The following is a 23,447-nucleotide window of genomic DNA, read 5'->3' on the forward strand; positions in this document are numbered from 1 at the left end:
TGGCTGGTCAGCCGCTGAGCTCCAGGTGCCGGTCGATCATCGCGTTGACCTGGTCCGGCACCTCGAGCTGGACGAAGTGTCCCGAGCCGGCGGCCTGGCCGATGTTCGCCTGCGGGGCCAGCCGGGCGAGCCGGGCGTAGTCGGCGAACGGCGCGTTGCTGCCGACCAGGAGCAGCGGGCGGTCCCACCGGCTCAGGGCCGCCTCGTCGCCGCCGTCGCCGACGAACGCGGCCAGGGCGGCGATCGGCGCGTACGCGACCTCGGTGGACGGGCGCGCCATGGCCGAGACCACCCACCCCACCAGTCGGGGGTCGGACTGCGGCAGGAAGTACGACCGGACGATCGACTCCCGGACCGCGCCGGTGGTGTCGTCGCGCAGCGACCGGGCGATCTCCTCGATCGCGGCGGCGGCACCCGGCGGCCCGGCCACGGCGGAGTCGAGCATGACCAGGCCGGCGAAGCGGTCCCGGTCGCCGGCTGCGGCGGCGAGCGACCAGACCCCGCCCAGGCTGTGCCCGATCACGACCACCCGCCGCAGGTCGAGCTCGGCGGCCAGGGCCCGGAGCCGGGCGGCGAGCTGCTCCACGCCGTAGCCCTCGGGCGGCGGCGGGCTCTGCCCGTGCCCCGGCATGTCGACCGCGATCACCCGGGCCGGTCGGCCGGCCAGGTGCCGGGCGACCGGCTCCAGGAACCGGTGGTCGCAGCACCAGCCGTGCACCAGCAGAAACGTGTCGCGCCGGCCGCGTCCGTACGTCCAGTAGCGCATCCCGGCGGCGGTGTGTCGGTCGGTCATCGGGCCCTCCCGGGCGGTGGGTGGGTGAGCTTCTCGTTCCACTGAAGCGCGGCCGTCGCGGGCCGCCATAGCGTACTGTGGCCTTCGTGCCATTACATCCGTTTCGTCAGCTATAGCGGAAGGGGTGTGCGGGTGCGTGGTGACAGGAGCGCCCCGTGAGCGCGGAAATCGACCGCTTCTTCGCCGGCCTCCCGGAGGCGTCCCGGGGCCGACTGCCCACCACGCCCACCGGGCTCATCGCGTTCCGCTTCGTCACCGACGACGGGCCGACCAGCACCTGGTTCGTCACCCTCGACGGCGGGCGGGCCCGGGTGGCCCGCCACGGCCACGACCCGGACTGCCTGGTGGAGATGCGGCCCGAGACGTTCGAACGGCTGGTCGCCGGCGCCGACCACAGTGTGGCGATGCTCTTTCGCGGCGTGGTGTCCGTCGAGGGCGACCTGCCGTTGTTCCTGGTCTTCCGCCGGCTGCTGCCCGTCCGCGCCGACAGCCGCGGCACCGGACCGGGCGCCGACGTGCTGCCCGACGTCGAGCGCGACGGCGTCGGGTCGCACGACACGACCAGCATCTTCTACGGCAACATGTTCATGCTCAGCTCCCGCAACGGGGACGTCGTGGCCGAACCGGTCACCCCGCTGGGCCTCTTCTTCTTCGACACCCGCTTCCTGTCGACCTGGCGGCTGAGCCTCGACGGGGAACGACTCACCGAACTGTCGATCGACGACGTGCGCTCCTTCGAGTCGAAGTTCGCCCTGGTGCCCGGCGAGCCCACGCACTACGTCAACGCCACCACGTCGATCCTGCGGCACCGCTTCGTGGGGGAGGCCTTCGAGGAGGAGGTCACCCTGTTCAACTACGGCGCGGACCCGGTGCGGTACACCGTCCGGCTGGACGTCGGGGCGGACTTCGCGGAGGTGCAGGACATCCGCGACGGCCTGCGCCGGGCCCGCGAGGTGACCGCCACGATCGACGACAGCTCGCTGCGGCTGCACTACCGCAGACACACCCTGCACCGGGAGACGGTCGTCTCGGCCAGCGCGCCCGCCAGCGTCGACGAGCGCGGATTCTCCTTCGCGGTCTCCGTGGCCCCGCACGACACCTGGACGGTCCGGCTGCGCGTGCTGACCCTGGTGCGGGACCTGCGCCGACGGGACCTGCGGGAACGGCTGCGCAGCGCCATCCACCGGTCCCGCGCCGAGGCCGGCCGGGAGATCGACGAGATCGTCGCCGGGGTGCCCGAGCTGCGCGCCGACCACGGGCCGCTGGCCGAGGCGTACCGGCGCAGCGTGCGCGACCTGGCCGCCCTGTACTACCAGGGCCTCAACTACCGCGACCGGCTGCCCGCCACCGGCCTGCCCTGGTCGATGACCCTGCTCGGCCGGGAGAGCCTGGTCAGCAGCCTCCAGGTGCTGCCGTTCCTGCCGCACCGGGCCGTGAGCACGCTGCGGATCCTGGCGCTGAGCCAGGGCGCCCGGATGGACCCGTTCCGCGGCGAGCAGCCGGGCCGGATCGTCCAGGAGAGCCGCTACGGCGAGTCGGCCGCCTTCGCCGACACCCCCGACGCGACCGACTTCTCCGCCGCCGACACCACGCCGCTGTTCGTCATCCTGCTCGACGAGTACGAACGCTGGACCGGCGACGCCGAGCTGGTCCGCCGCTACGAGTTCGAGGTCCGCGCCGCGATCGGCTGGCTCGACGACTACGCCGACGCGGTCGGCGACGGCTACGTCTGGTCCAGCCGCCGGCAGCGCCGGGCCGGGCCGGTCAACGAGAGCTGGCGCAACTCGGCGCAGGCCATCTGCTTCCGCGACGGCCGGCTCGCCACCTACCCGCAGGCGATCTGCGAGATCCAGGGGTACGCCTACGACGCCCGGCTGCGGGCGGCCCGGATGGCCCGGCTGTTCTGGAACGACCCGGCCTACGCCGACCGGCTCGAACGCGACGCCGTCGCGCTGCGGGAGCGGTTCGACCGGGACTTCTGGATGCCCGACCGGGGCTGCTACGCGCTCGCGTTGCAGGCCGACGGCCAGCGGGTCGACGCGCTGGCGTCCAACCTCGGGCACCTGCTGTGGAGCGGGATCGTCGCGCCGGAACGCGCCGCGGGCGTGGTGGGCCACCTCCTCGGGCCGGCCCTGTTCTCCGGCTGGGGGGTGCGCACCCTGGCCAGTACCGAGGGGCAGTTCAATCCGCTGGGCCACCACACCGGCGCGATCTGGCCGGCGGACAACTCCCTCATCGTCTGGGGGCTGCGCCGCTACGGCTTCCGCCAGGAGGCGGCCCGGATCGCGCTGGCGCTGCTGGAGGCGGGACAGCACTTCGAGGGCGCGCTGCCCCCGTACTTCGCCGGCTACGACCGGGCCGTCACCCGGGTCCCCGTGCCGCACCACTTCACCGACAACCCGTACGCGCCCTCCGCCGGGGCGCCGCTGCTGCTGCTGCGCGCGCTGCTCGGCCTCGAACCCCACAACGACCACCTGGCGGTCGACGCCGGGGTGCCGGAGGAGATGGGCCAGATCGAGCTGCTCGACATCCGGGGCCGCTGGGGGTACGCCGACGCCCTGGGCCGGGGCCGGCCCTTCCGGTGATCCGCCCCGGCGACCGTCACAGGCCGGCGCACGGGGTGTCCGCCACCGCGCACGCCTCGGGCGCCTTGACGAACGGGTCGGCGTCGCGGACGTCGAACCGGACGGTCTGCGATCCGCCCGGTGGCACCGCCGGCCCGGTGATGGTCACGGACCGGCCGTCCTGCTCCCACTCGCCGCCTTCGACGTCGTCGACCGTGCTGCCCGAGGGCAGGGTGAGCACCACCGTCCAGTCGCGGGCCGCCGCGCCGGCCGCGTTGTCGACGACCACCTCGCCGGTGTAGCCGAAGAACCGGGTGTCCACGGTCTCGTACCGGGCGGCGAGGGGCGTCGCCGGCGTCGGGGCCGCGGTGGGCGTCCGCGACGGCGTGGGCGAGGCGGAGCGGCTCGGGCGGGCGCTGGGGGTGGCCTCGCGGGTGGGCCGGGCGGTCGGGGTGGCCCGGGGCGGACCGCTGGTGGCGGCGGTGGTCGCGACGGGCGGGACGGTCGCCGGTTCCGGGGCGGCGGCGCGGTCCGGGTCCGACGGCAGCAGCGCCCAGGTCACGAGCCCGGTGACCAGCACGCCGCCGCCGAGCGCCGCGACCAGCGGGGCCCGGCGCCGACGGCGCGCCCGGGGCGCGGGGCCGGCCGCTTCGACGACCGGCATCTCGGCCGTCGGCGGGCCCTGGTCGCGGAGCAGGTCGACCTGCTGGAACGCCAGCCAGTCGAGGATGGCGGGCAGCCGGCCGGCGAGCGCCTGCTGGTAGAACTGCTCGCGGCGCACGCGCTGCTCGACGGGCCAGGGGCCGTGGTCGAGGGTTTCGCGGACCGTCAGCCGGCAGCCCTCGGCGGTGGGGGTGACGGCGCAGCTCAGCAGGGTGCGCCGGCCGGCCTCCTGGCAGCGCAGGACGAGCGCGTCCGGCTCCCGCCGCTCGGTCACCTCCGCGTCGACGGCGGCGTCGAAGCCGGGCAGCCCCGCCGTGTAGAGCAGCAGCCGGCCCGGCCGGCCGGCGGCGGGCTCGACCTCGGTGTACCAGCGGGCCAGCAGCGTCGGGTCCGTCAACGCGCGCCAGACCCGGCCGGTGGGGTGGGGCAGGTCGACCCGTGCGCCGATCTCGATCACGGCGAGACTCTACGGGTTCCGCCGCCCGCCGGCCCGCCGGGGCGACGCCCCGGGTTCCCCCGGTGACCCTCCGGAACTGGCAGGAGTCTTGACGGAAAGATGATACATCGACAGACTTCGCTATAGAGAGAGCGCTCTCTGCGCGCCGTCGCCGGGCGGCCGCCTCACTCTCGTCGCCGCCCGGACCGTCCACCGAGGAGACCCAGTGACCAGACTCCGATCCGTCCCCCGGGCGCTCGCCCTCGCCGCCGCCGCGCTCGTCGCCTCCACCGTGTCCCTCGTCCTGCCCGGCCACGTCGAACCCGCCGCCGCGGCCATCGGGGGGATCACCTGGCAGGACGAGTTCAACGCCCCGGCGGGCACGCCCGTCGACCAGAGCCGGTGGCGGTTCGACATCGGCGGCAGCGGCTGGGGCAACAACGAGCGGCAGTACTACACCAACAGCACCAGCAACGCCGTGCACGACGGCCAGGGCAACCTGGTCATCACCGCGCGCAAGGAGAACCCGGCCAACTACCAGTGCCACTACGGCCGGTGCGAGTACACCTCCGCCCGGCTGCTGACCGCCGCGACCTTCACCCAGGCGTACGGCCGGTTCGAGGCCCGGATCAAGATCCCCCGGGGTCAGGGCATCTGGCCGGCGTTCTGGATGCTCGGCAACGACATGGGCAGCGTCGGCTGGCCGAACGCGGGCGAGATCGACATCATGGAGAACATCGGCCGCGAGCCGAACACCGTGTACGGCACCATCCACGGCCCCGGCTACTCCGGTGGCGGCGGCATCACCAACAGCCGCACCATCGGGGCCCCGCTGGCCGACGCCTTCCACACCTACCGGGTCGACTGGGAGCCCAACTCGATCATCTGGTACCTCGACGGCGTCGAGTACCACCGGGTCGACCCGAGCCGGCTCGGCGGCAACCGCTGGGTGTTCGACCACCCGTTCTTCATGATCCTCAACGTGGCGGTGGGCGGCAACTGGCCGGGCTACCCCGACGCCACCACGCAGTTCCCGCAGCAGATGCTGGTCGACTACGTCCGGGTGTCCGGGTACACCTCCGGCGGCAACCCGCCGGCCGGCACCACCCGGCTGCGCGGCGCGCAGAGCGGCCGGTGCGTCGACATCCCCAACGCCGACCCCGTCGACGGCGCCAAGCTCCAGATCTGGGACTGCAACACCACCGCCGCCCAGGCCTGGACGTTCGCCTCCGACGGCACCGTGCGGGCGATGGGCAAGTGCATGGACCCGGCCTGGGCCGGCACCGCGAACGGCACCGAGGTCAACCTCGTCACCTGCAACGGCAACCCGGTCCAGCGGTTCACCCTCAACGGCAACGGTGACCTGGTGAACCTCAGCGCCAACCGCTGCGTCGACGTCCGCGACCAGAACCCGGCCAACGGCGGCAAGCTCCAGCTCTGGGACTGCACGGGCGCGGCCAACCAGAAGTGGTCGCGTTACTGACCGGACCCACCCGCGCCACGCCGCCGCCGGGGTGCCGGCGGCGGCGTGGCCGTGCTGCGCGGGGCGGCCGGCGACGACGCTCGGTTCGCCGCGCCGGGCGTCGATCGATCCCGGCCCCGGATCCGTACTCCCCGGTGCCGTCCACCGGGAGAGAGGTTCAGCGCATGTCCGTACCCGAGACGCGTCCCGCACCGTCCGACGCCGACGGTCGCCGGCCGCGTGTCGTCACGGGGGTGGTGGTGGAGCCCGATCCCCACGTCGACGTCGACGCAGCGCGCCGGGCCGACGCGTACGGCGGGTCGGGCTTCTTCGCGGGCCCGGTGATCGACGTCGAACCCGGGCGCCGCGCGGCCCCCCGCCGTCGGCCGGTCCTCGGCGTCGTCGGAGTCGGGGTGATCCTGGCCCTGCTCGCCGTCGGCGCGTTCGCCCTCGCCGCGGGCCCGCCCGGCCTGCGCGCGGCGGGGACCGGGCCGGCGGTGGGCGGCGGCGGCCCGGCAGCCGGCGGTGGCCTCCCGCACACGGTCACCGCGCCCCTGGGCGGGCGGTCCCGGGCCGCGTTCGAGCTGGTCACCGGCACCACCGCCGTCGACCTGCGCCTCGCCGACCTCGGCGCGGACCTCTACCGGATCAGCACCCCGGTCGACGGCGACAGCGTCCCGCGGCCGGTGCGCACCGCCGAGGGCGTCGCGCTGCACCTGACGCCCACCGGCCGCGCCGGCCCCGGGGCGGTGCAGATCCGGCTCACCTCGCGGGTGGCCTGGCGGCTGGTGATGGGCGGCGGCGCGAGCACCCAGCTGCTCGACCTGCGCGCCGGCCGGCTGACCGGCGTGGATCTCGCCGGGGGCACCGACCGCACGGAGCTGCGGCTGCCGGCCGCGGCGGGCAGCCTTGCCGTGCGGCTGACGGCCGGGGCCAACCAGCTCACGGTGACCGTGCCGGACCTGCGGCCGGTGCGGGTGCGGGCCGTCCGGGGGGCCGGCTCGGTCACCGTGCACGCCGAGCGGCGCGTCGGCGTGGCCGGCGGCGCGGTCATCGCCACCCCGGGCTGGGAGACCGCCACCGACCGCCTCGACCTGGACCTGGTCGGCGGGGCCGAGGCGGTCACCGTGCTGCGGCGCTGACCGGGCCGCCCGCCGTGGCCCGTCCCGCCCGCGCGGCCCGCGGGCGGGACGGTCACCGGGGCGTCAGGGGCCGCAGTAGAGCATCCGGTTCGGCGAGCCGGCGCCCGCGCTGCCGACGACACCGACGGTCGCGGTCGCAGCGAGGTGCGCCGCCACCTGCGCCGGGGTCCAGGTGGGATGGTCGGAGAGCACGAGGGCGGCGCAGCCGGCGACGTGCGCGGCGGCCATCGGGCTGCCGCTGACCGTGTTGGTGGCCGTGTCGCTGGTGTTCCAGGTCGAGGTGATGCTGCCGCCGGGGGCGAAGATGTCCACGCAGACGCCGTAGTTGGCCGAGCTCATCTTCACGTCGGTGGGGAGAGTGCCGGAGACCGTCAGCGCCGTGGGCACCCGCGCGGGCGAGAAGTTGCAGGCGTCGCTGGACGAGCTGCCCGAGGGCACCGTGTACGTGACGCCGGAGGCGATGGAGGCGGTCAGCGCGGCGTCCACGGTGCTGCTGGCGCTGCCGCCGAGGCCCATGGTGGCCACGGCGGGTTTCACCGCGTTGCGGGTGACCCAGTCGATGCCGGCGATGACCTGGGCCCAGGTGCCGCTGCCGGTGCAGTTGAGCACCCGCACCGGCACCAGCCGGACGTCCTTGGCCACCCCGTGCAGCTGGCCGCCGACCGTGCCGGCGAGGTGGGTGCCGTGGCCGTTGCAGTCGTCGGCCGGCAGCGCCCCGTCGACCGCGTCGTATCCGCCGGTCACCGAGCCGCCGAAGTCGACGTGGCTGGCGCGGATGCCGGTGTCCAGGACGTAGGCGCGCACGTTCGGCGCGGTGTTCGGGTAGGCGTACCGGCCGTCGAGCGGCAGCGCGCGCTGGTCGATGCGGTCCAGTCCCCACGACGGCGGGTTGAGCTGGACGCCGGCCGCGAGCGTCGTCACGTGGTTCTGCTCGACGTACGCCACGGCCGGGTCGGCGGCGAGGCGGCGGGCGGCCCGCTCGGGCAGGCGGATCTCGAAGCCGCGTACGGCGGCGTGGTAGACGTGGCCGCGTACGCCGCCGAACCTGCCGGCGAGGCGGTCGGCGGTGGCGGCGACCGCGGCGGCCGACCCGGCGGCGGCCCGGTCGTCCAGCAGCACGAGGTAGCTGTCGGGCACGGCGGTGGGGCCGCCGGCGTGCCGGATGGGTCCGGTGGCCGCGGCGGCCGGCGACGCGGCGGCCGGGCCCGCGCCGAGCGCGAGGGCGACACCGAGGGTGGCCGCCAGCGACCGCCGGCGTCGGGTGCCAGGAACGATCATGTCCGGTCCTTTCCTCCGACGCGCCGGCCCCGGGGTGGTCACCCCGGGGCCGGCGGCTGGTCGTCAGGTCAGCTGGTGGGGGCGAGGTAGAGCAGGCGGTTCGGCGAGCCGCTGCCGGGGCTGCCCACCGTGCCGGTGCTGGCGGTGGAGGTCAGGTACGACGCCACCTGCGCCGGGGTCCACGACGGGTTGTTCTGCAGCACGCGGGCGGCGCCGCCGGCCACGTGCGGCGAGGCCATCGACGTGCCGCTGATGGTGTTGGTGGCCGTGTCGCTGGTGTACCAGGCGGACAGCACGGCCGAGCCCGGCGCGAAGATGTCCAGGCAGGAGCCGTAGTTCGAGTACGACGCGCGGGCGCCGTCGCTCTGGGTCGCGCCGACGGTGAGCGCCGTGGGCACCGCCGCCGGGGAGGTGTTGCAGGCGTTGGCGTTGGAGTTGCCGGCGGCCACCGCGTAGGTGACGCCGTCGGCGATCGAGTTGGCCACGGCGGTGTTCAGGGAGGTGTTGAGGCCGCCGCCGAGGCTCATGTTCGCCACCGCCGGCTGGCCGGCCTGGTGGTTGGAGGTCACCCAGTTGATGCCGGCGATGACGCCCGCGGTGGTGCCGCTGCCGGAGCAGTTGAGCACCCGCACGGCCACCAGCCGGACGCTCTTGGCCACGCCGTACGTCGACCCGCCGACGGTGCCGGCGACGTGCGTGCCGTGACCGTTGCAGTCGGCGGCCGGCAGGGCGTTGTCGACCGCGTCGTAGCCGTCGACGGCCCGCCCGCCGAACTGGCTGTGGGTGGTCCGGATGCCGGTGTCGATGATGTACGCGGTGACCCCCGAGCCGGTGCTGACGTAGCTGTAGGTGCCCGACAGCGGGAGGGCGGCCTGGTCGATCCGGTCCAGGCCCCACGGCGGGTTGGTCTGGGTCGTGGTGGCCGTCACGGTCTGGTTCTGCTCGACGTACGCCACGGCCGGGTCGGCGGCCAGCCGCTTGGCGGCCCGCTCCGACAGCCGGGCCTCGAAGCCGTTGAGCGCCTCGCCGTACACGTGGCCGACGGTGGCGCCGTACCGGCCGGCGAGGGTGCCGGCCGAGCTCGCGACGGCGGCGGTCCGGGTGCCGGCCCGGCCACCGACGGCGCTGTCCTTCAGCACCACGATGTAGCTGTCCTTGACCGCCGTGGCGCTGCCGGCGGACAGGATCTCGCCGGTGGCGGGCGCCGCGCTGGCCGGCGCACCGACCGTGGCGGCGGCCAACGCGGCGGTGGTGAGGACGCCGAAGGCGGCCAACCGGCGGGGGCTCGTGCGGGGGAGTGTCATCTCCCGGTCCTCCCTTGTTCTGGCCGGCCCGGGCTCCGTCGTGAGCCCGTAGGGCCGGTCCGAGCGGTTGTGGGGAGCCTAAGGTCAATCCGCGAACATCTATATATACCGAACGGTTCATAGCGTTGCCCTATGGCGTGCCGGGGCGGGCCCGGGCCCCGGTGGGCGGCGAACGCGCCGCCGGCCGTGCGGCGGCGGGCGGCCGGTCGGCCCGGCGGGCGACCGGGGCCGGGGCACCGCGATCGCGTGATCCGCCGGGGTGGCCACGACAAACGGATGCGGGCGGCCGCCCTACCCGACGGCCGCCGATCGTGCGCTGCATACCGGGCGGATCTGATTGTGGGCACCCCGCGCGGTGTCCGCCAGGTGGAACGCGGCCGGATTCTATTGTCATGCCTCGATGTGTTTCGGGTTCGTTGCCAATCCTGTGCGTGAGCTGTGGAACGTAGTCGGCGGCCTTCGCCGGTGGCGCGACGGGGGAGGCCGGGGAAGGGGGCGGCCCGGACTGTGGCCGGGAGCCGTGCCGGGTGCCGGGAGGCCACCTCGCGGAATTGTCATCGGTGGGAATTGCGCCGCGGAGGGGGTGTCACGGGCACGGCTCCAGCCCCTCCCGGCTGGCGGGGGCCGGCGGCCGGGACGTGTCACTCCCGAGTGACACGTCCCGGCCCTGCTGAGGTGCCGGTTCACCGGGTCTCCGGGGCCCGCCCCCGGCGGCTGCGCGGCGCGGCCCGCGGCGGCGCGCGCCGCCGCGGGCGCCGTGCGACGGCGGGCCGTTCCGGTTCGCTCGGGCCCGTCGACCGCGCCTTTCGTGCGCCAGCTTTCGGCATGCGTTCCGGAGAACGTGCGGAATGGTCTCCCGAAAGGCGGACTCCGGTGGTCGGTCTCGTCGGGCGGGCCCGTCCCGGATTCGGTCGACACGGCTCTTCCCATCGTCTCCGCGCTGTCGTGCGCGGGGGCGGACGATTCTCGCGTCATTCGCGTTCGGGGGGCGAGGGCAGGATTCACCGAAGCAACTTACCGCCGCTGCCTTTCTCGCCCCCGATAATGGACGGAAATATCGTTCCGGTGTCGACCCGCGTTGCCCGACCACTCGACGGATCGGCCGGGCTGGCCGGCGTGCCGGGACGCGGCCGGGGCCGGCCGGTCGGCGCGTCAGATGCCGTCCCGCCGCCCCCGTCGTTATCCAGGGCAAATGTTCGGCGAGGCAACCATCTGCCGATGCAGAAATTGCTACGGGCAACCGACGGGGCGGGCCGGCGGCGCATCGGTTAATTGCCCCCCGTCAACCATGGCGGTCCTGTTTTCCCAGCTCAGGCTGGTCATGGTGGGAATGTAGCGTTCGGTGTGTACGGCGTTACTGGCACCTTCTCGGGCCGTTGGTCGCCTTATGGGGCGCATCCGCGCCGCCTGCGGGATTTCGCCCGGCAAGGACCGCTTCTGTCGGGATCGGGCAAGGTGTCGCCTGGTTCGGCGCCGCGATTTCCGGCACCGTTACTTATTACTGTAGGTAATTTCCGCTGGTCAGGCGGGTTCTCAGCATTCTTTCAGGAAATTTTAGGAGTATGATGCGCGTCACATCTCGGTCGGGTATTTGTCGGGGTTCATGGTCAACGTGCAGGGGATCGGCGCTTGGATGGCCGTTCTGATAGGTGCCCGCGGCAACCGGGTGCGATGCCTATCCATTGACCGAAAGGAACCCCGTTACTAGCCTCTTGGCCATCCCGCACCCGCATTGGACGGCTGCTTTATCTCGGGCTGACGACTGATCGGAGCAAGCCCATGTTCGATGTAATCGTTGTCGGTGCGCGCTGCGCTGGTTCGCCAGTCGCAATGCTATTGGCCAGGCGCGGCCACCGGGTCCTGATGGTCGACCGCTCCTCCTTTCCGAGCGACGCGGTGTCGACCCACTACATCCACCAGTCCGGGCTCGCCCGCCTCCAGGCATGGGGCCTGCTCGACGAGGTGATCGACGCGAAGACCCCGGCCATCCGCAAGATGAACTACGCCAACCACGGCATCCCCCTGGTGGGCTTCGCCGATCCCATCGACGGGATCGACGCGGTCTACTGCCCCCGGCGCATCGTGCTCGACGAGATCCTGGTCAACGCCGCCCGCTGCGCCGGTGTCGAGGTCCTCGAGCAGTTCACCGTGTCCGACCTGGTCTTCGCCGACGGCCGGGTCGTCGGCATCCGCGGGCGCGAGGGCGACGGGCCGGACCGGGAGTTCCGGGCCAGCGTCGTCGTTGGCGCCGACGGGTTCCACTCCACGGTGGCCAGGAAGGTCGGCGCGGAGCTCTACAACGTGCGGCCCGCCGCCGGGTTCACCTACTACTCCTACTACAGCGGGCTGGACTGGGGCCTGCACCACAAGACCGGCTTCCACGAGCAGTGGTACGGCACCTGGCCGACCAACGACGACCTGAACATGGTCGCCGTCATCTGCACCCGGCGGCAGCTCAAGGAGTTCCGCCAGGACCCCGAGGCCCGCTTCCTGGCGGTCCTCGACGACGTCGAGCCGGAGATGGCCCAGCAGCTGCGCGACCAGGGCCGGCGCGAGGAGCCGCTGCGGCCGATGCGCTACCCCGACAACTACTACCGCCAGTCGCACGGGCCGGGCTGGGCGCTCGTCGGCGACGCCGGCTACCACAAGGACCCGATCACCGGCTGGGGCATGACCGACGCCTTCCTGCACGGCGAGCTGCTCGCCGACCGCATCCACGAGGGACTGTCGGGGGCGCGGACCATGGACGACGCCCTCGCCGACTACGTCAAGGTGCGCGACGAGGAGACCGCCCCCGTCTACGACTACACGACGAGCGTCGCCGAACTCACCCTGACGCCCTACCTGGAGACGGTGCTGGGCGCGATCAGCACCAGCCAGGAGTGGACCACCAAGATGCTCGGCATCATCGCCGGCGGGGTGGAGGGTTACGAGATCTTCGCGCCGGACAACCTGGACCGGCTCTACGACGACGCCGGCGTGCCCCAGCACAAGCGCATCTACGAACCGTCCTGACCTGAGTGAGGCCGCGCCGGGCGAGCGCGGCACGACGGGGGAGGGCCGCGGCCCTCCGCCCCTCGTTCGGTGCACTTCATCCTCAAGGAGTCAAGCAGATGACGCGCGCGTCCAGCATGTTCGACCTCATCGGCCAACAGGACGACCAGCGGGCCTACTACGACACCGGCGGCCGTGGCCGGTCCCACGCGTTCTACACCGGCGAGGAGCAGTACCGCCGGGAGATGGAACGCATCTACGGCCGCCGGTGGCTGCCGGTGGACCACGTCTCCCGGTTCCCCGAGAAGGGGTCCTACGTCACCCTGACCATCGGCACCGGCTCGGTGCTGATCATCAACGGCGACGACGGCATCCAGGCGTACCACAACTACTGCCGGCACCGCGGCTACCGGCTCGTGGAGGAGGCCGCCGGCAAGCGGCAGAGCCTCGTCTGCATCTACCACTGCTGGGTCTACGACCGCAACGGCAAGCTGAAGAGCCTCAACGGCACCTACTTCGACCACTTCTTCGACAAGGAGAAGAACGGCCTGCTGCCGGTGCGCACCGAGGTCCGGTACGGCGTCGTCTTCATCACCTTCTCCGACGACGCCCCCGACCTCGACGCCTCCCTCGGCGAGTTCGGCGAGTTCGCCCGCGTCTACGAGCTGGCCGACCTCAAGTGCGTGCAGGCCAAGGACTACCCGGTCGCCTCCAACTGGAAGCTCGTGGCGCACAACGTCAACGAGAGCCTGCACTTCCCGACGGCCCACAAGGACCTGCACCGGATCACCGACTTCGACGACGCGGGCACCTACGAGCTCAAGGGTGACATCGTCGGCGCGTGGCAGGTCATCCGGGACAGCTACAACTCGGTCTCCATGACCGGGCGCAGCCAGCGCGCCCCCATGCCGCTGGTCCCCGAGGCCGACCTCAAGAAGATCAACTGGATCACGATCCTGCCGAACCTGCTCTTCGGCTTCACCGCCGACTACGTGATGATGCAGTGGGTCTGGCCCGAGAGCCCCAGCACCTGCATCGTCCGGCACTTCTGGCTGTTCCACCCCGCCGAGACGGCCAAGAGCGACTTCTCGCACGAGGCCGTCTTCGCCCTCTGGGACAAGGCCAACTACGAGGACTGGGAGCTGTGCGAGCGCACCCACCGCGGCCTGTCCAACCCGCTGTGGTCGCCCGGCCAGCTCTCCCTCGACGAGGAGGTCGTCTCCCAGATCGACGCCTGGGTGGCCCGGGAGACCGCTGACCCCGTCGAGAACGAGGGATGACTGCCGTGGTCAACTGCTTCCTCATCGGCGGCACCCGGGTCCTCGCCCGCTGCGCCGACCAGCTCGTCGCGGCCGGCGTACGCGTCGAGGGCGTCTTCACCGACGACCCGGCCGCCACCGCCTGGGCGGCCGAGCACGGCGTGCCCGTGCTCGACCCGCGCGCCGACCTCGTCGCCGCCCTGACCGACACCCCCGTCGACTACCTGTTCAGCATCGTCAACTTCCGCATCCTGCCCGGCACCGTGCTGGAGCTGCCCCGGGTGGCCGCCGTCAACTTCCACGACGGCCCGCTGCCCCGCTACGGCGGCAGCAACGTCGCCGCCTGGGCGCTCTACGAGGGCGCCTCCCGGCACGCCGCGACCTGGCACCGGATGACCGAACGCGTCGACGCGGGCGCCGTCCTGCTCGAACGGTGGTTCCCGATCCGGACCCACTCCACCGCCCTGTCGCTGACCTACGAGACGGCCGAGGTCGGCATCGCCCTCTTCGCCGACCTCGTCCCGCACGTCGCGGCGGGGACGCTGCCCGAACCCGTCGACACCAGCGGCCGGGAGCGCCGCTTCTACCTCCAGTCCGACCGCATCGCCGCCGGTGGCCTCATCCACGCCGGCACCACGGCCGCCGAGGCCGAACGCATCTCCAAGGCCCTCGACTACGGCACCTTCCCCAACCCGCTCGGCGTGCCGACCCTCGTCACCGCCCAGGGCGCGGTCTTCACCCGCCAGGTCCGCCGCATCCCCCGCGAGGACCCGCTGCCCGAGACCGTCGCCACGGCCGTCACCGACTCGGCCCTGACGCTGTCCGCCCCCGACGCCGACCTGCTGCTGAGCGACTTCGTGGCCGTCGACGGCAGCGCGCTGTCCGCGCGGGCCGCCGCCCAGCGCCTCGGCATCGCCCCGGGTCGGCCGCTGCCCGCCGCGCCGCCCGAGCGGCTCGCCGCGATCGCCGGGGCGCAGGCCCCGCTGCGCCGGCACGAGCCCTGGTGGAAGGCGCGCCTGGCCGACCTGCGTCCCGCGCCGCTGCCCGCCGCCGACTTCTCCGCCGCCGCCGCGCACTACGGCCGCTACGAGCTGGCCTACCTGCCCCGGACCCGGGCCGAGACCGTCAGCGTCGTCCGCGCGTTCCTCGCCGTGCTCGCCGAGCGCATGGAGGCCCCCACCTTCGACTTCGCCTGGTCGCCGTCGTCGGCGCGCGCGCTGGCCGAGGCGACCTGCGGGCTCGCCGCCGCGCGCGTGCCGGTCCGGTTCGACGCCGCCGACGCCGAGGCCCTCGCCGACCGGCTCGACGAGGCCGCCGCCCGCCACGGGTACGCCACCGACCTGGAGGTCCGCCTCGGGCTGGCGTACCGCCCGCCCGGCTCCGACGGGCCGACCTTCACCCGCGTCATGGTGCTGGAGCGCGACCCCGACGAGGAGGCCGCCACCGACCCGGACACCGAGATCGCCCTGCTCTGCCTGCACGACGGGCCGCCGATCGTGTTCGTCCGCGAGACCGCGATGACCGCCGACGACGCCCTCGACTTCGCCGAGCGGGTCGAGGACATCGCCCTCGGCGCGATGCTCCCCGGCGCGGCCGGTCCGGCCGCGCCGCGCGCCGCCGCGCCGGTGTCGCCGGCCCCCGAACCGGTCGCCGGACCGACCCCCGCGCCGGCCGCCGAGTCCGACAGCACCGCGGTCGACAACGTGGCGTCCGACGCCGCCGGGGCGGCGCCGACGTCGACCGGCCCCACCGTGCTTGACCTGGTCGCGGCCATCGTGGCCGCCCGGCCGCACGCCGTCGCCGTGCGCGCCGGCGACCGCAGCATCGACTACGCCACCCTGGACGCCTGGGCCGACGCCGTCGCCGCCCACCTGTACGACCAGGGCGTCGAGGCCGGCAGCGTCGTCGGCCTGCTCACCGAGCGCGGCCCCGACCTCGTCCCCGCGATGCTGGGCATCCTGCGCGCCGGGGCCGCGTTCCTGCCGCTGGACCCCAACTACCCGGTGGAGCGGCTGCGCCGCTACGTGGAGGTCGCCCAGTGCGACCTGATCCTGGCCGACGCGCCCAGCCGCGCCTTCGGCGAGACCGTCGGGACCGTCCTGCCCATCCCCGGCCCGGACGCCTCCGCGCTGGCCGTGCCGCCCACCGTCACCGGCGCGGACCTCGCCTACGTGCTGTTCACCAGCGGCTCCACCGGCGAGCCGAAGGGCGTGGAGATCGGGCACACCGCGCTGGCGAACTTCCTCACCGGCATCGGCGGGCGGCTCGGCTCCTCCGCCGCCGACGTGATGCTCGCGCACACCACCGTCGCCTTCGACATCTCCCTGCTGGAGCTGCTGCTGCCGCTGACCGTCGGCGGCACGGTCGCGCTCGCGTCCCGGGCCGTGGCCCGCGACCCGCACCGCCTGGCCGACCTCATCGGCGAGGTCACCGTCGCCCAGGCGACCCCCAGCATGTGGCGGCTGCTGCTGGAGACCGGCTGGGCCCCCGGCCCGGGGCTCACCGTCCTCTCCGGCGGCGAGGCCCTCGCGCCGGCCGTCGCCGAGCGGCTGCACGCCACCTCCCGCGCCCTGTGGAACCTGTACGGCCCCACCGAGGCGACGATCTGGGCGTCCGCCCACCGGGTCGACGCCGTCGGGTCGTACCTGCCGCTCGGCGAGCCGCTGCCCAACCTCGACCTGCACGTCCTCGACGCCGAGCTGAACCCGGTCGCCCCCGGCGGCACCGGCGAACTCCACCTCTCCGGCGTCGGCCTGGCCCGGGGCTACGCCAACCGCCCCGACCGCACCGCCGAGGTCTTCCTCACCCACCCGGCCACCGGCCTGCGCCTCTACCGCACCGGCGACACCGTGCGGCTGCACACCGACGGCACGATCGAGTGGCTGGGCCGCGCCGACTCCCAGGTCAAGGTCCGGGGCAACCGGATCGAGCCGGCCGAGATCGAACGCGTCCTCGGCGGCTACGACGGCGTCACCGCCGCCGCCGTGGTCGCCGTCCCGTTCGAGGGCCGCGGCGAGCCGCGGCTCACCGCGTACCTGGTCGCCGACCGCACCCTCGTCAAGGCCGACCTCGACGAGTTCGTCGGGCAGCGCCTGCCGGAGTACATGGTGCCCGACGCCTACGTGCGCCTCGACGCCATGCCGCTGACCGACAACGGCAAGATCGCCCGGTCGCGGCTGCCCCAGCCGTCCCGGGACACGATCATCCGCACCGGCGTGCCCTCCGTCGCCGCCGTCGAGCAGCCGAGGGCCGAGTCGACCGAGCCGCCGGCGCAGCGTATCGCCCGGATCTTCGCCACCGTCCTCGGCCACGACGTCTTCCTGGCCACGGACAACTTCTTCGACCTCGGCGGCGACTCGGCCAACGTCACGATCGCGGCGGCGGCCCTCACCGAGGAGTTCGGCGTCGAGGTGACCCCGCCGGCCGTCTTCGCCACCGGCACCCCGCAGCGGCTCGCCGAACTGCTCCGGCCCGGGGCGGCCCCGGCCGACCGGCCCCGCACCGGGACCGGCACGGTGCGCAGCGGCGCCGGCAAGACCCCCGAGCAGGCGGTCGTCGCCGCCGCGGAGGCGGTCGTCGCCGCCGAGGCGGGGGCCGCGACCGACCCGGCGGAGCAGCCCGCGACCGGCGCCCCGGCCGCCGACCGTCCGGAACCGGCCCGCCCCCGGCCGCCGGCCGCGCCCCCGGCCGCCCCGGCCACGGGCGACACCCGCACCGGCCAGGGCCGGGCCCCCGCCGGCCACGACACGGCCCGCGCCGGTCACGGCGACGCCCCCGCCGTTCCCGCCGATGCCCCCGCCGACCACGGCGACGCCCTCGCCGTCATCGGCATGGCCTGCCGCTTCCCCGGCGCGGCCACCCCCGACGAGTTCTGGGCCAACCTCGCCGGCGGCGTCACCAGCGTCGGCGACGCGCCGGCTGGCCACCGGGGCTGGGCGCACCTGTGGACCGACGCCGACGAGGTGCCGACCGGCTGGGTCGACCGCGTCGAGTACTTCGACGCGGCCCGCTTCCACCTCACCGACCGGGAAGCCCGGCGGCTGGACCCGTTGCAGCGCATCCTGCTCAGCGTCACCGACGAGGCGCTGGAGAGCTGCGGTCACGACGCCGCCTCCCTCGGCACCGCCACCGGCGTCTTCGTCGGCACCATCGCCAGCGACTTCCCCGAGCTGGTGGCCGGCAGTATCGGCCCCGGCGACCCGCACGTGGCCACCGGCACCGCCGTGTCCATGGTCGCCAACCGGCTGTCGCACGCGTTCAACTGGACCGGGCCGAGCTTCGCCGTCGACACGGCCTGCTCGTCGTCACTGGTCGCCCTGCACCAGGCCGCCATGTACCTGCGTACCGGCGAGATCGACGCCGCCGTCGTCGGCGCGGCCAACCTGGTCCTCACCCCGACCAAGACCCGGTCCTTCCTGCGCAACGGCATGCTCTCGCCCAACGGGGTCTGCCGCACCTTCGACGACGACGCCGACGGCTACGTCCGCGGCGAGGGCGCCGGGGTGCTCGTCCTCAAGCGGCTCGCCGACGCCCAGCGCGACGGCGACCCGGTCCTCGCCGTCGTGCGGGGCGCCGCGGTCAACCACACCGGCGCCGCCGGGTTCCTCACCGCGCCCAGCAGCACCGCCCAGGAGGCGGTCATCCGCACCGCGATGCGGCGGGCCGGCGTCGACGCCGACGGCGTCGGCTACGTCGAGGCGCACGGCACCGGCACCCAGCTCGGCGACCTCATCGAGCTGGAGGCGCTGCGCGCCGCCCTCGGCGGGTCCGGCCGCGCCACCGTGGCGGTCGGGTCGGTGAAGACGAACATCGGCCACCTCGAACCGGCGGCCGGCATCGCCGGGCTGATCAAGACGATCCTGGCGTTGCAGGCCGAGCGCATCCCGCCCTCGGCCAACCTCACCTTCCCCAACCGCGGCTTCCGCTTCGAGGACTCGCCGCTGTTCGTCCCCGACCGGCTCGTGCCCTGGACGGGACCCCGGGTCGCCGGGGTCAGCAGCTTCGGCTTCGGCGGCGTCAACGCCCACGCCGTGCTCGCGGCGGCGCCGCAACCCGCCCCGGCCCCCGCCGCCGCCGGCCCCGGCCTGCTCACCCTGTCGGCGGACTCCGCCGACGGGCTGCGGACCCTCGCCGGCCGGCTGGTCCTGCTGCTGCGCTCGCCGTACTGCCCGCCGCTGGCCTGGCTCTGCGTGGCCAGCCGCCAGCGGCCCGCGGCGACCCACCGGCTCGCCTGCGTCGTCGACACCGTCGAGCAGCTCGACGACAAGCTCATGCTGTTCCTCGCCCGCGCCGAGGGCACCCGCAACCTGCACGTCGGCGTCGTCGACCCGGCGGCGACCGGCGGCACCGTCGCGCCGCCGGGCGTCGACCGCGACGCCCTCGACGCGGCGGCCCGCCGCTTCGTCGCCGGCGACACCCTCCCGGCCACCGAACGCGCCCCCGTGCGCTTCCCCACCGCGCCCCACGAGGAGAAGCACCTCTGGCTCGAACCCGCCCCCGCGCAGCTCACGGCGGCCCCACCACGCCCGCGTGGCTGGACGTGGAGCGAGCACCCCGAGGCCGGCGAGCACGTCGTCCTGGGCAACCCCACGCTGCCCGGCTCCGGCTACCCCGGCAAGGTCGCCGAGGTCGTCGGCCGCGCCGCGTACGCCCTGCGGGACCTCACCTTCCGGGCGACCGTGCAGCCCCCGGCCACGCTCACCGCCGAGCGCACCGGCGACCGGATCACCTTCCGCGACGACACCTCCGGCGTCGTGGCCGACCTGGAGCTGACCGAGCCGACGCCCGCCGACCCGGCGCTTACGCCCCCGGCCAGCGCGGTCGGCTTCACCCCGGTCGGCCTCGACGAGATGTACCGCGACTTCGACCGCAACGGCCTGCGCTACGGCCCCGGCTTCCGCTGCGTGCGGTCGCTGTCCACGGCGTACGGCCAGGCGCTCGGCGCCCTGCGCGCCGACGGCGACCCCACCGGCGCGGTCGACGCCCGGCTGCTCGACGGCGCCTTCCAGGTGGCCCTCGCCGCCTGCGGGGCCCAGGGCCTGTACGTGCCGTTCACCATCGCGCGGCTGACCGTGCACGCCCCGCTCCCCGCCGCCGTGCGCGTCTACGCCCGCCGCGACCGCGGCAGCGCGCCCGACGCGGGCCTGCTCACCGCCAGCCTCGTCGTCCTCGACGGCGACCGGCCCGTGCTCACGGCCGAGGGCATCACCTGGCGACGGATCTCCCCGGCCCCGCCGCCCGGCCAGCCCGGCTCCGCCGGCGCGCAGGACCGGGCCCGGCACGACGGCGCGGCCACCGCGACGACCGCCGCCGGCAACGGCCGCGCCCCGGCCGCGCCCGCGCACCCCGCCGTGCCGAGCGGCCACCACCGCGCCAACGGCTCCGCCGCCTCCGCCTCCCTCGGTCCGGCGCTGGCCCGGTGGATCGCCGAGGGGCTGGAGACCGACGTCGAGTCCCTCGAACTGGACCGCCCGCTGGAGGCCCAGGGCCTCGACTCGATGCTCGCCGTGTCCCTGGCCCAGGACATCCGCGCCCGGCTCGGCGTCGACATCCCGGTGACGCTGCTGCTCGAGGTGGGGACGGTGGAGAACCTCGTCACCGAGCTGCGCGACACGTACGGGGTCACCGCCGTGCCCGGGGCCGAGGCCGCCCCGGCCGCGCCGCCGACCGTCGCGCCCCCGGCCGACGTGGCGACCGCCGCGCCTCCGGCCGAAGCGCCGGCCGGCGGGTCACCGACGCCCGCGCCCACCCCGGCGGCCGCGCCGCCGCCCGCCGTCGCGGCCGCCCCCGCCGCCCCCGCCGCCCCCGTGGCCCCGGCGGCGCGGCAGGCGACCGACCGGCACGACATGGCGATCGTCGGCGTCGACGGGGTCTTCCCGAACGCCGGCAGCCCGGACGAGCTGTGGGAGGTCGTCACCAGGGGCGAGGACTGCCTGCGCGAGGTGCCCAAGTCCCGCTGGGACATCGACGACTACTACTCCGAGGACGCCGAGCCCGGCACCGTCTACCTGCGCCGCGCGGGCTTCGTCGACGAGCTGACCGGCTTCGACGCGGCGTTCTTCCGGATCTCGCCCGCCGAGGCACAGTGGATCGACCCCCAGCAGCGCCACCTCATCCAGTCCGCCTGGCGGGCCCTGGAGGACGCCGGGCTCTCCGGCCGCGCCGCCGACCGGTCGACGGGCGTGTTCGTCGGCGCCAGCTACCAGCACTACCGCGACATGGTCGTCGGCGACGTGGTGCAGACCGCCGCCGGCCTCGGCAACCACAACGCGATCCTGGCGAACCGGGTGAGTTATTTCCTGGATCTGTCGGGTCCGAGCATGACGATCGACACGTTGTGTTCGTCGTCGTTGGTGGCGTTGCACACGGCGGTGCGCAGCATCCGCAGCGGCGAGTGCGACCAGGCCATCGTCGCCGGCGTGCACCTCGCGATGTCCCCGCAGTACTTCCAACTCGGCTCCCGGCTGCGGTCGTTCTCCCCGACGGGTGCGTCGCGGGCGTTCGACGCGGCGGCGGACGGGTTCGTGCCGGGGGAGGGTGTGGTGACGGTGGTGGTCAAGCCTCTGGCGGATGCGGTGCGTGACGGGGACCGGATCCGTGGGGTGATCCGGGGGACGGCGGTGAACCACGGTGGCCGGACGAGCGGGTTGACGGTGCCGAGCAGTTCGGCGCAGCGGGACGTGATCCTGGCGGCGTTGCGGGATGCGGGGGTGGGTCCGGAGGGGATCGGCATGGTGGAGGCGCATGGGACGGGTACGAGTTTGGGTGATCCGATTGAGGTGGAGGGTTTGACGCGGGCGTGGCGGGAGTTCACGTCGCGGACGCAGTTCTGTGCGATTGGTTCGGTGAAGTCGAACATCGGTCATCTGGAGCCGGCTGCGGGTTTGGCCGGTGTGGTGAAGGTGTTGTTGGCGTTCGAGCGGGAGCTGATTCCGCCGACGTTGCACGTCACCCGGCCGAATGATCACATCCGGTTTGAGGAGTCGCCGTTCTTCGTGGCGGATCAGGCCCTCCCGTGGCCCCGGACGGCGGGTTCGCCGCGGCGGGGTGCGGTGTCGGCGTTCGGGATGGGCGGGGTGAACGCCCACGTGATCCTGGAGGAGCCGCCCGTCGCCGCCCCGCGTGAGCCGATGTCGCAGGAGTCTTTTGTGGTGCGGGTGTCGGCGTCGGGTGAGGAGGGTGTGCGGCGGTTGGCGGCTGATTATGCGCGGGCGTTGTCGTCGGTGTCGGATGTGGGTGGGTTGGGGGATTTCGGGTTTACGGCGAATGTGGGTCGGGCGTCGCATCGGTTCCGGGTGGCGGTGTCGGGTGTGGACGTCGGGGGTGTGGTGGAGGGTTTGTCGGGGGTGGCGGATGGGTCTCGTTCGGTGGGTCGGTTGGTGAATGCGGCGCCGGTGTCGGTGTTCATGTTTTCGGGTCAGGGTTCGCAGTATGCGGGGATGGCTCGGGGTTTGTATGGGGTGGAGCCGGTGTTCCGGTCGGCGTTGGACGAGTGTGCGGAGTTGGTGTCGCCGTTGGGTGTGCCGTTGTTGGATTTGTTGTTTGGTGGTCGGGGTGGGGAGTTGGTGGAGACGCGGTTTGCGCAGGTGGGGATTGTGGCGGTGCAGGTGGGGTTGGTGCGGTTGTTGGAGTCGTGGGGGGTTCGGCCGGGGCTTGTGGTCGGTCATTCGGTGGGTGAGTTGTCGGCTGGGTGGGCGGCGGGGGTGTTCGGGCTGGCAGACGTGTTGGGGTTGGCGGTGGCGCGGGGCTCGTTGATGCAGCAGCAGCCGTCGGGTGGGGCGATGGCTGCGGTGTTCGCTGACGCCGAGGTGGTGGGGTCGGCGGTGGGTTCCTATCCAGGATTGGAGGTGGCGGCGTGGAATGGGCCGCGGAGTGTGACGGTGTCGGGTCCGGCGGATGTGGTGGATGCGTTCTGCGCGGATTCCGGGTTGCGGTGTCAGCGGTTGGTGGTGAGTCATGCGTTTCATTCGGTGGCGATGGCGGGTGCGGTGGAGCCGTTTGCGGAGGTGGTGTCGCGGGTGGTGGTGTCGGCGCCGCGGATCGGGTTCGCGTCGTCGATCACCGGCCAGTGGCATGACGCGGGGTCGGTGGCGGATGCCGGGTTGTGGGGTGGGGGGATTCGTCGGCCGGTGTTGTTCGGTGAGGCGTTGGGGTTGGTGGGTGCGGCTGGTGGTGGGGTGTTCTGGGAGATCGGTGCGCATCCGGTGTTGGCGGGTCTGGGGAAGCAGGTGTTGCCCGACGCCGGGTTGGTGTGGTTGCCGACGTTGCGGCGGGAGCGTTCGGATCAGGCGCAGTTGCATGCGGCGGTGGCGGAGTTCTACAGCCGAGGCCTCGGAGAAGTGGACTGGGCGGGGGTGCACGCCGGTAAGGGGCATCGCACGACCACCATTCCCACCTACCCGTTCGAACGCCGCGAGCTGAGCGCGCCCCGCGTCCACGAGACCGCCGCCGCGCACCGTCGCCGCCCCGAAGCACAGGTTTCCGTACCCACCGCAGGTGACGAGGCCGCCGGCCATCCGCTGTTCGACCGTCACTACGAGCACTGAGCGAGGG

General features: G+C 73.9%; 10 protein-coding genes. 6 read left to right on the top strand and 4 right to left on the bottom strand.

Translation table 11 applies throughout. The annotated features are described in order from the left end of the window. Nucleotides 1–7: 7 nt before the first annotated feature. Entirely contained in the window at nucleotides 8–793 is a 786-nt protein-coding gene (locus O7633_RS02040) for an alpha/beta hydrolase (RefSeq protein ID WP_282325653.1), read from the bottom strand. Between the two features lie 155 nt (nucleotides 794–948). Between O7633_RS02040 and O7633_RS02045 the strand changes: the two genes are divergently transcribed. Continuing rightward, nucleotides 949–3,378 (top strand): glycogen debranching N-terminal domain-containing protein, encoded by a 2,430-nt coding sequence (locus O7633_RS02045; protein WP_282325655.1) that lies wholly within the window; start codon nucleotides 949–951, stop codon nucleotides 3,376–3,378. A gap of 16 nt (nucleotides 3,379–3,394) precedes the next feature. Here the strand turns inward: O7633_RS02045 and O7633_RS02050 are convergent, their stop codons facing one another. Next, entirely contained in the window at nucleotides 3,395–4,477 is a 1,083-nt protein-coding gene (locus O7633_RS02050) for an SRPBCC family protein (protein ID WP_278134994.1), read from the bottom strand. A 205-nt stretch (nucleotides 4,478–4,682) separates the two neighbouring features. On the opposite strand from O7633_RS02050, the gene O7633_RS02055 reads away from it, so the two are divergent. Both O7633_RS02055 and O7633_RS02060 read left to right on the top strand, forming a co-directional pair. Continuing rightward, a complete protein-coding gene (locus O7633_RS02055) occupies nucleotides 4,683–5,939 on the top strand; it encodes a family 16 glycosylhydrolase (protein ID WP_278134996.1) in 1,257 nt (418 codons plus the stop codon). Nucleotides 5,940–6,103: 164 nt separating this feature from the next. Then, the gene (locus O7633_RS02060) at nucleotides 6,104–7,060 is read left to right on the top strand and encodes a hypothetical protein (RefSeq protein WP_278134998.1); all 957 of its coding nucleotides are present in this window, start codon (nucleotides 6,104–6,106) and stop codon (nucleotides 7,058–7,060) included. A 63-nt stretch (nucleotides 7,061–7,123) separates the two neighbouring features. Here O7633_RS02060 and O7633_RS02065 read toward each other — a convergent pair whose 3' ends face one another. Together O7633_RS02065 and O7633_RS02070 are read right to left on the bottom strand one after the other, a co-directional pair. Beyond that, nucleotides 7,124–8,338, bottom strand: a complete 1,215-nt coding sequence (locus O7633_RS02065; RefSeq protein WP_278134999.1) for a S8 family peptidase — start codon at nucleotides 8,336–8,338, stop codon at nucleotides 7,124–7,126. Nucleotides 8,339–8,406: 68 nt separating this feature from the next. Beyond that, nucleotides 8,407–9,642, bottom strand: coding sequence for a S8 family peptidase (locus O7633_RS02070; protein WP_282325659.1), 1,236 nt, complete (start codon nucleotides 9,640–9,642; stop codon nucleotides 8,407–8,409). A gap of 1,779 nt (nucleotides 9,643–11,421) precedes the next feature. Here O7633_RS02070 and O7633_RS02075 point away from each other — a divergent pair. The 3 genes from O7633_RS02075 to O7633_RS02085 all read left to right on the top strand — a co-directional run bounded on the left by O7633_RS02075 (nucleotide 11,422) and on the right by O7633_RS02085 (nucleotide 23,440). Beyond that, complete coding sequence (locus O7633_RS02075; protein WP_282325660.1) at nucleotides 11,422–12,657, top strand: NAD(P)/FAD-dependent oxidoreductase; 1,236 nt, start codon at nucleotides 11,422–11,424, stop codon at nucleotides 12,655–12,657. A 98-nt stretch (nucleotides 12,658–12,755) separates the two neighbouring features. Continuing rightward, nucleotides 12,756–13,916 carry an aromatic ring-hydroxylating dioxygenase subunit alpha gene (locus O7633_RS02080; protein ID WP_218107376.1) on the top strand — a complete coding sequence of 387 codons (1,161 nt, stop codon included), beginning with the start codon at nucleotides 12,756–12,758 and terminating at the stop codon, nucleotides 13,914–13,916. Next, nucleotides 13,913–23,440 carry a polyketide synthase gene (locus O7633_RS02085; RefSeq protein WP_282325664.1) on the top strand — a complete coding sequence of 3,176 codons (9,528 nt, stop codon included), beginning with the start codon at nucleotides 13,913–13,915 and terminating at the stop codon, nucleotides 23,438–23,440. Before O7633_RS02080 ends, O7633_RS02085 begins: the two co-directional genes overlap by 4 nt. Nucleotides 23,441–23,447: the final 7 nt, after the last annotated feature.

Source organism: Micromonospora sp. WMMD712 (genome assembly GCF_029581295.1).
Lineage (GTDB): Bacteria > Actinomycetota > Actinomycetes > Mycobacteriales > Micromonosporaceae > Micromonospora > Micromonospora carbonacea.

What these genes read in the sequence shown, in the direction of transcription:
- O7633_RS02040 (WP_282325653.1), bottom strand. Translation starts at nt 793, where the DNA reads ATGACCGACCGACACACCGCCGCCGGGATGCGCTACTGGACGTACGGA.
- O7633_RS02060 (WP_278134998.1), top strand. Translation starts at nt 6,104, where the DNA reads ATGTCCGTACCCGAGACGCGTCCCGCACCGTCCGACGCCGACGGTCGC.
- O7633_RS02065 (WP_278134999.1), bottom strand. Translation starts at nt 8,338, where the DNA reads ATGATCGTTCCTGGCACCCGACGCCGGCGGTCGCTGGCGGCCACCCTC.
- O7633_RS02085 (WP_282325664.1), top strand. Translation starts at nt 13,913, where the DNA reads ATGACTGCCGTGGTCAACTGCTTCCTCATCGGCGGCACCCGGGTCCTC.
- O7633_RS02080 (WP_218107376.1), top strand. Translation starts at nt 12,756, where the DNA reads ATGACGCGCGCGTCCAGCATGTTCGACCTCATCGGCCAACAGGACGAC.
- O7633_RS02070 (WP_282325659.1), bottom strand. Translation starts at nt 9,642, where the DNA reads ATGACACTCCCCCGCACGAGCCCCCGCCGGTTGGCCGCCTTCGGCGTC.
- O7633_RS02075 (WP_282325660.1), top strand. Translation starts at nt 11,422, where the DNA reads ATGTTCGATGTAATCGTTGTCGGTGCGCGCTGCGCTGGTTCGCCAGTC.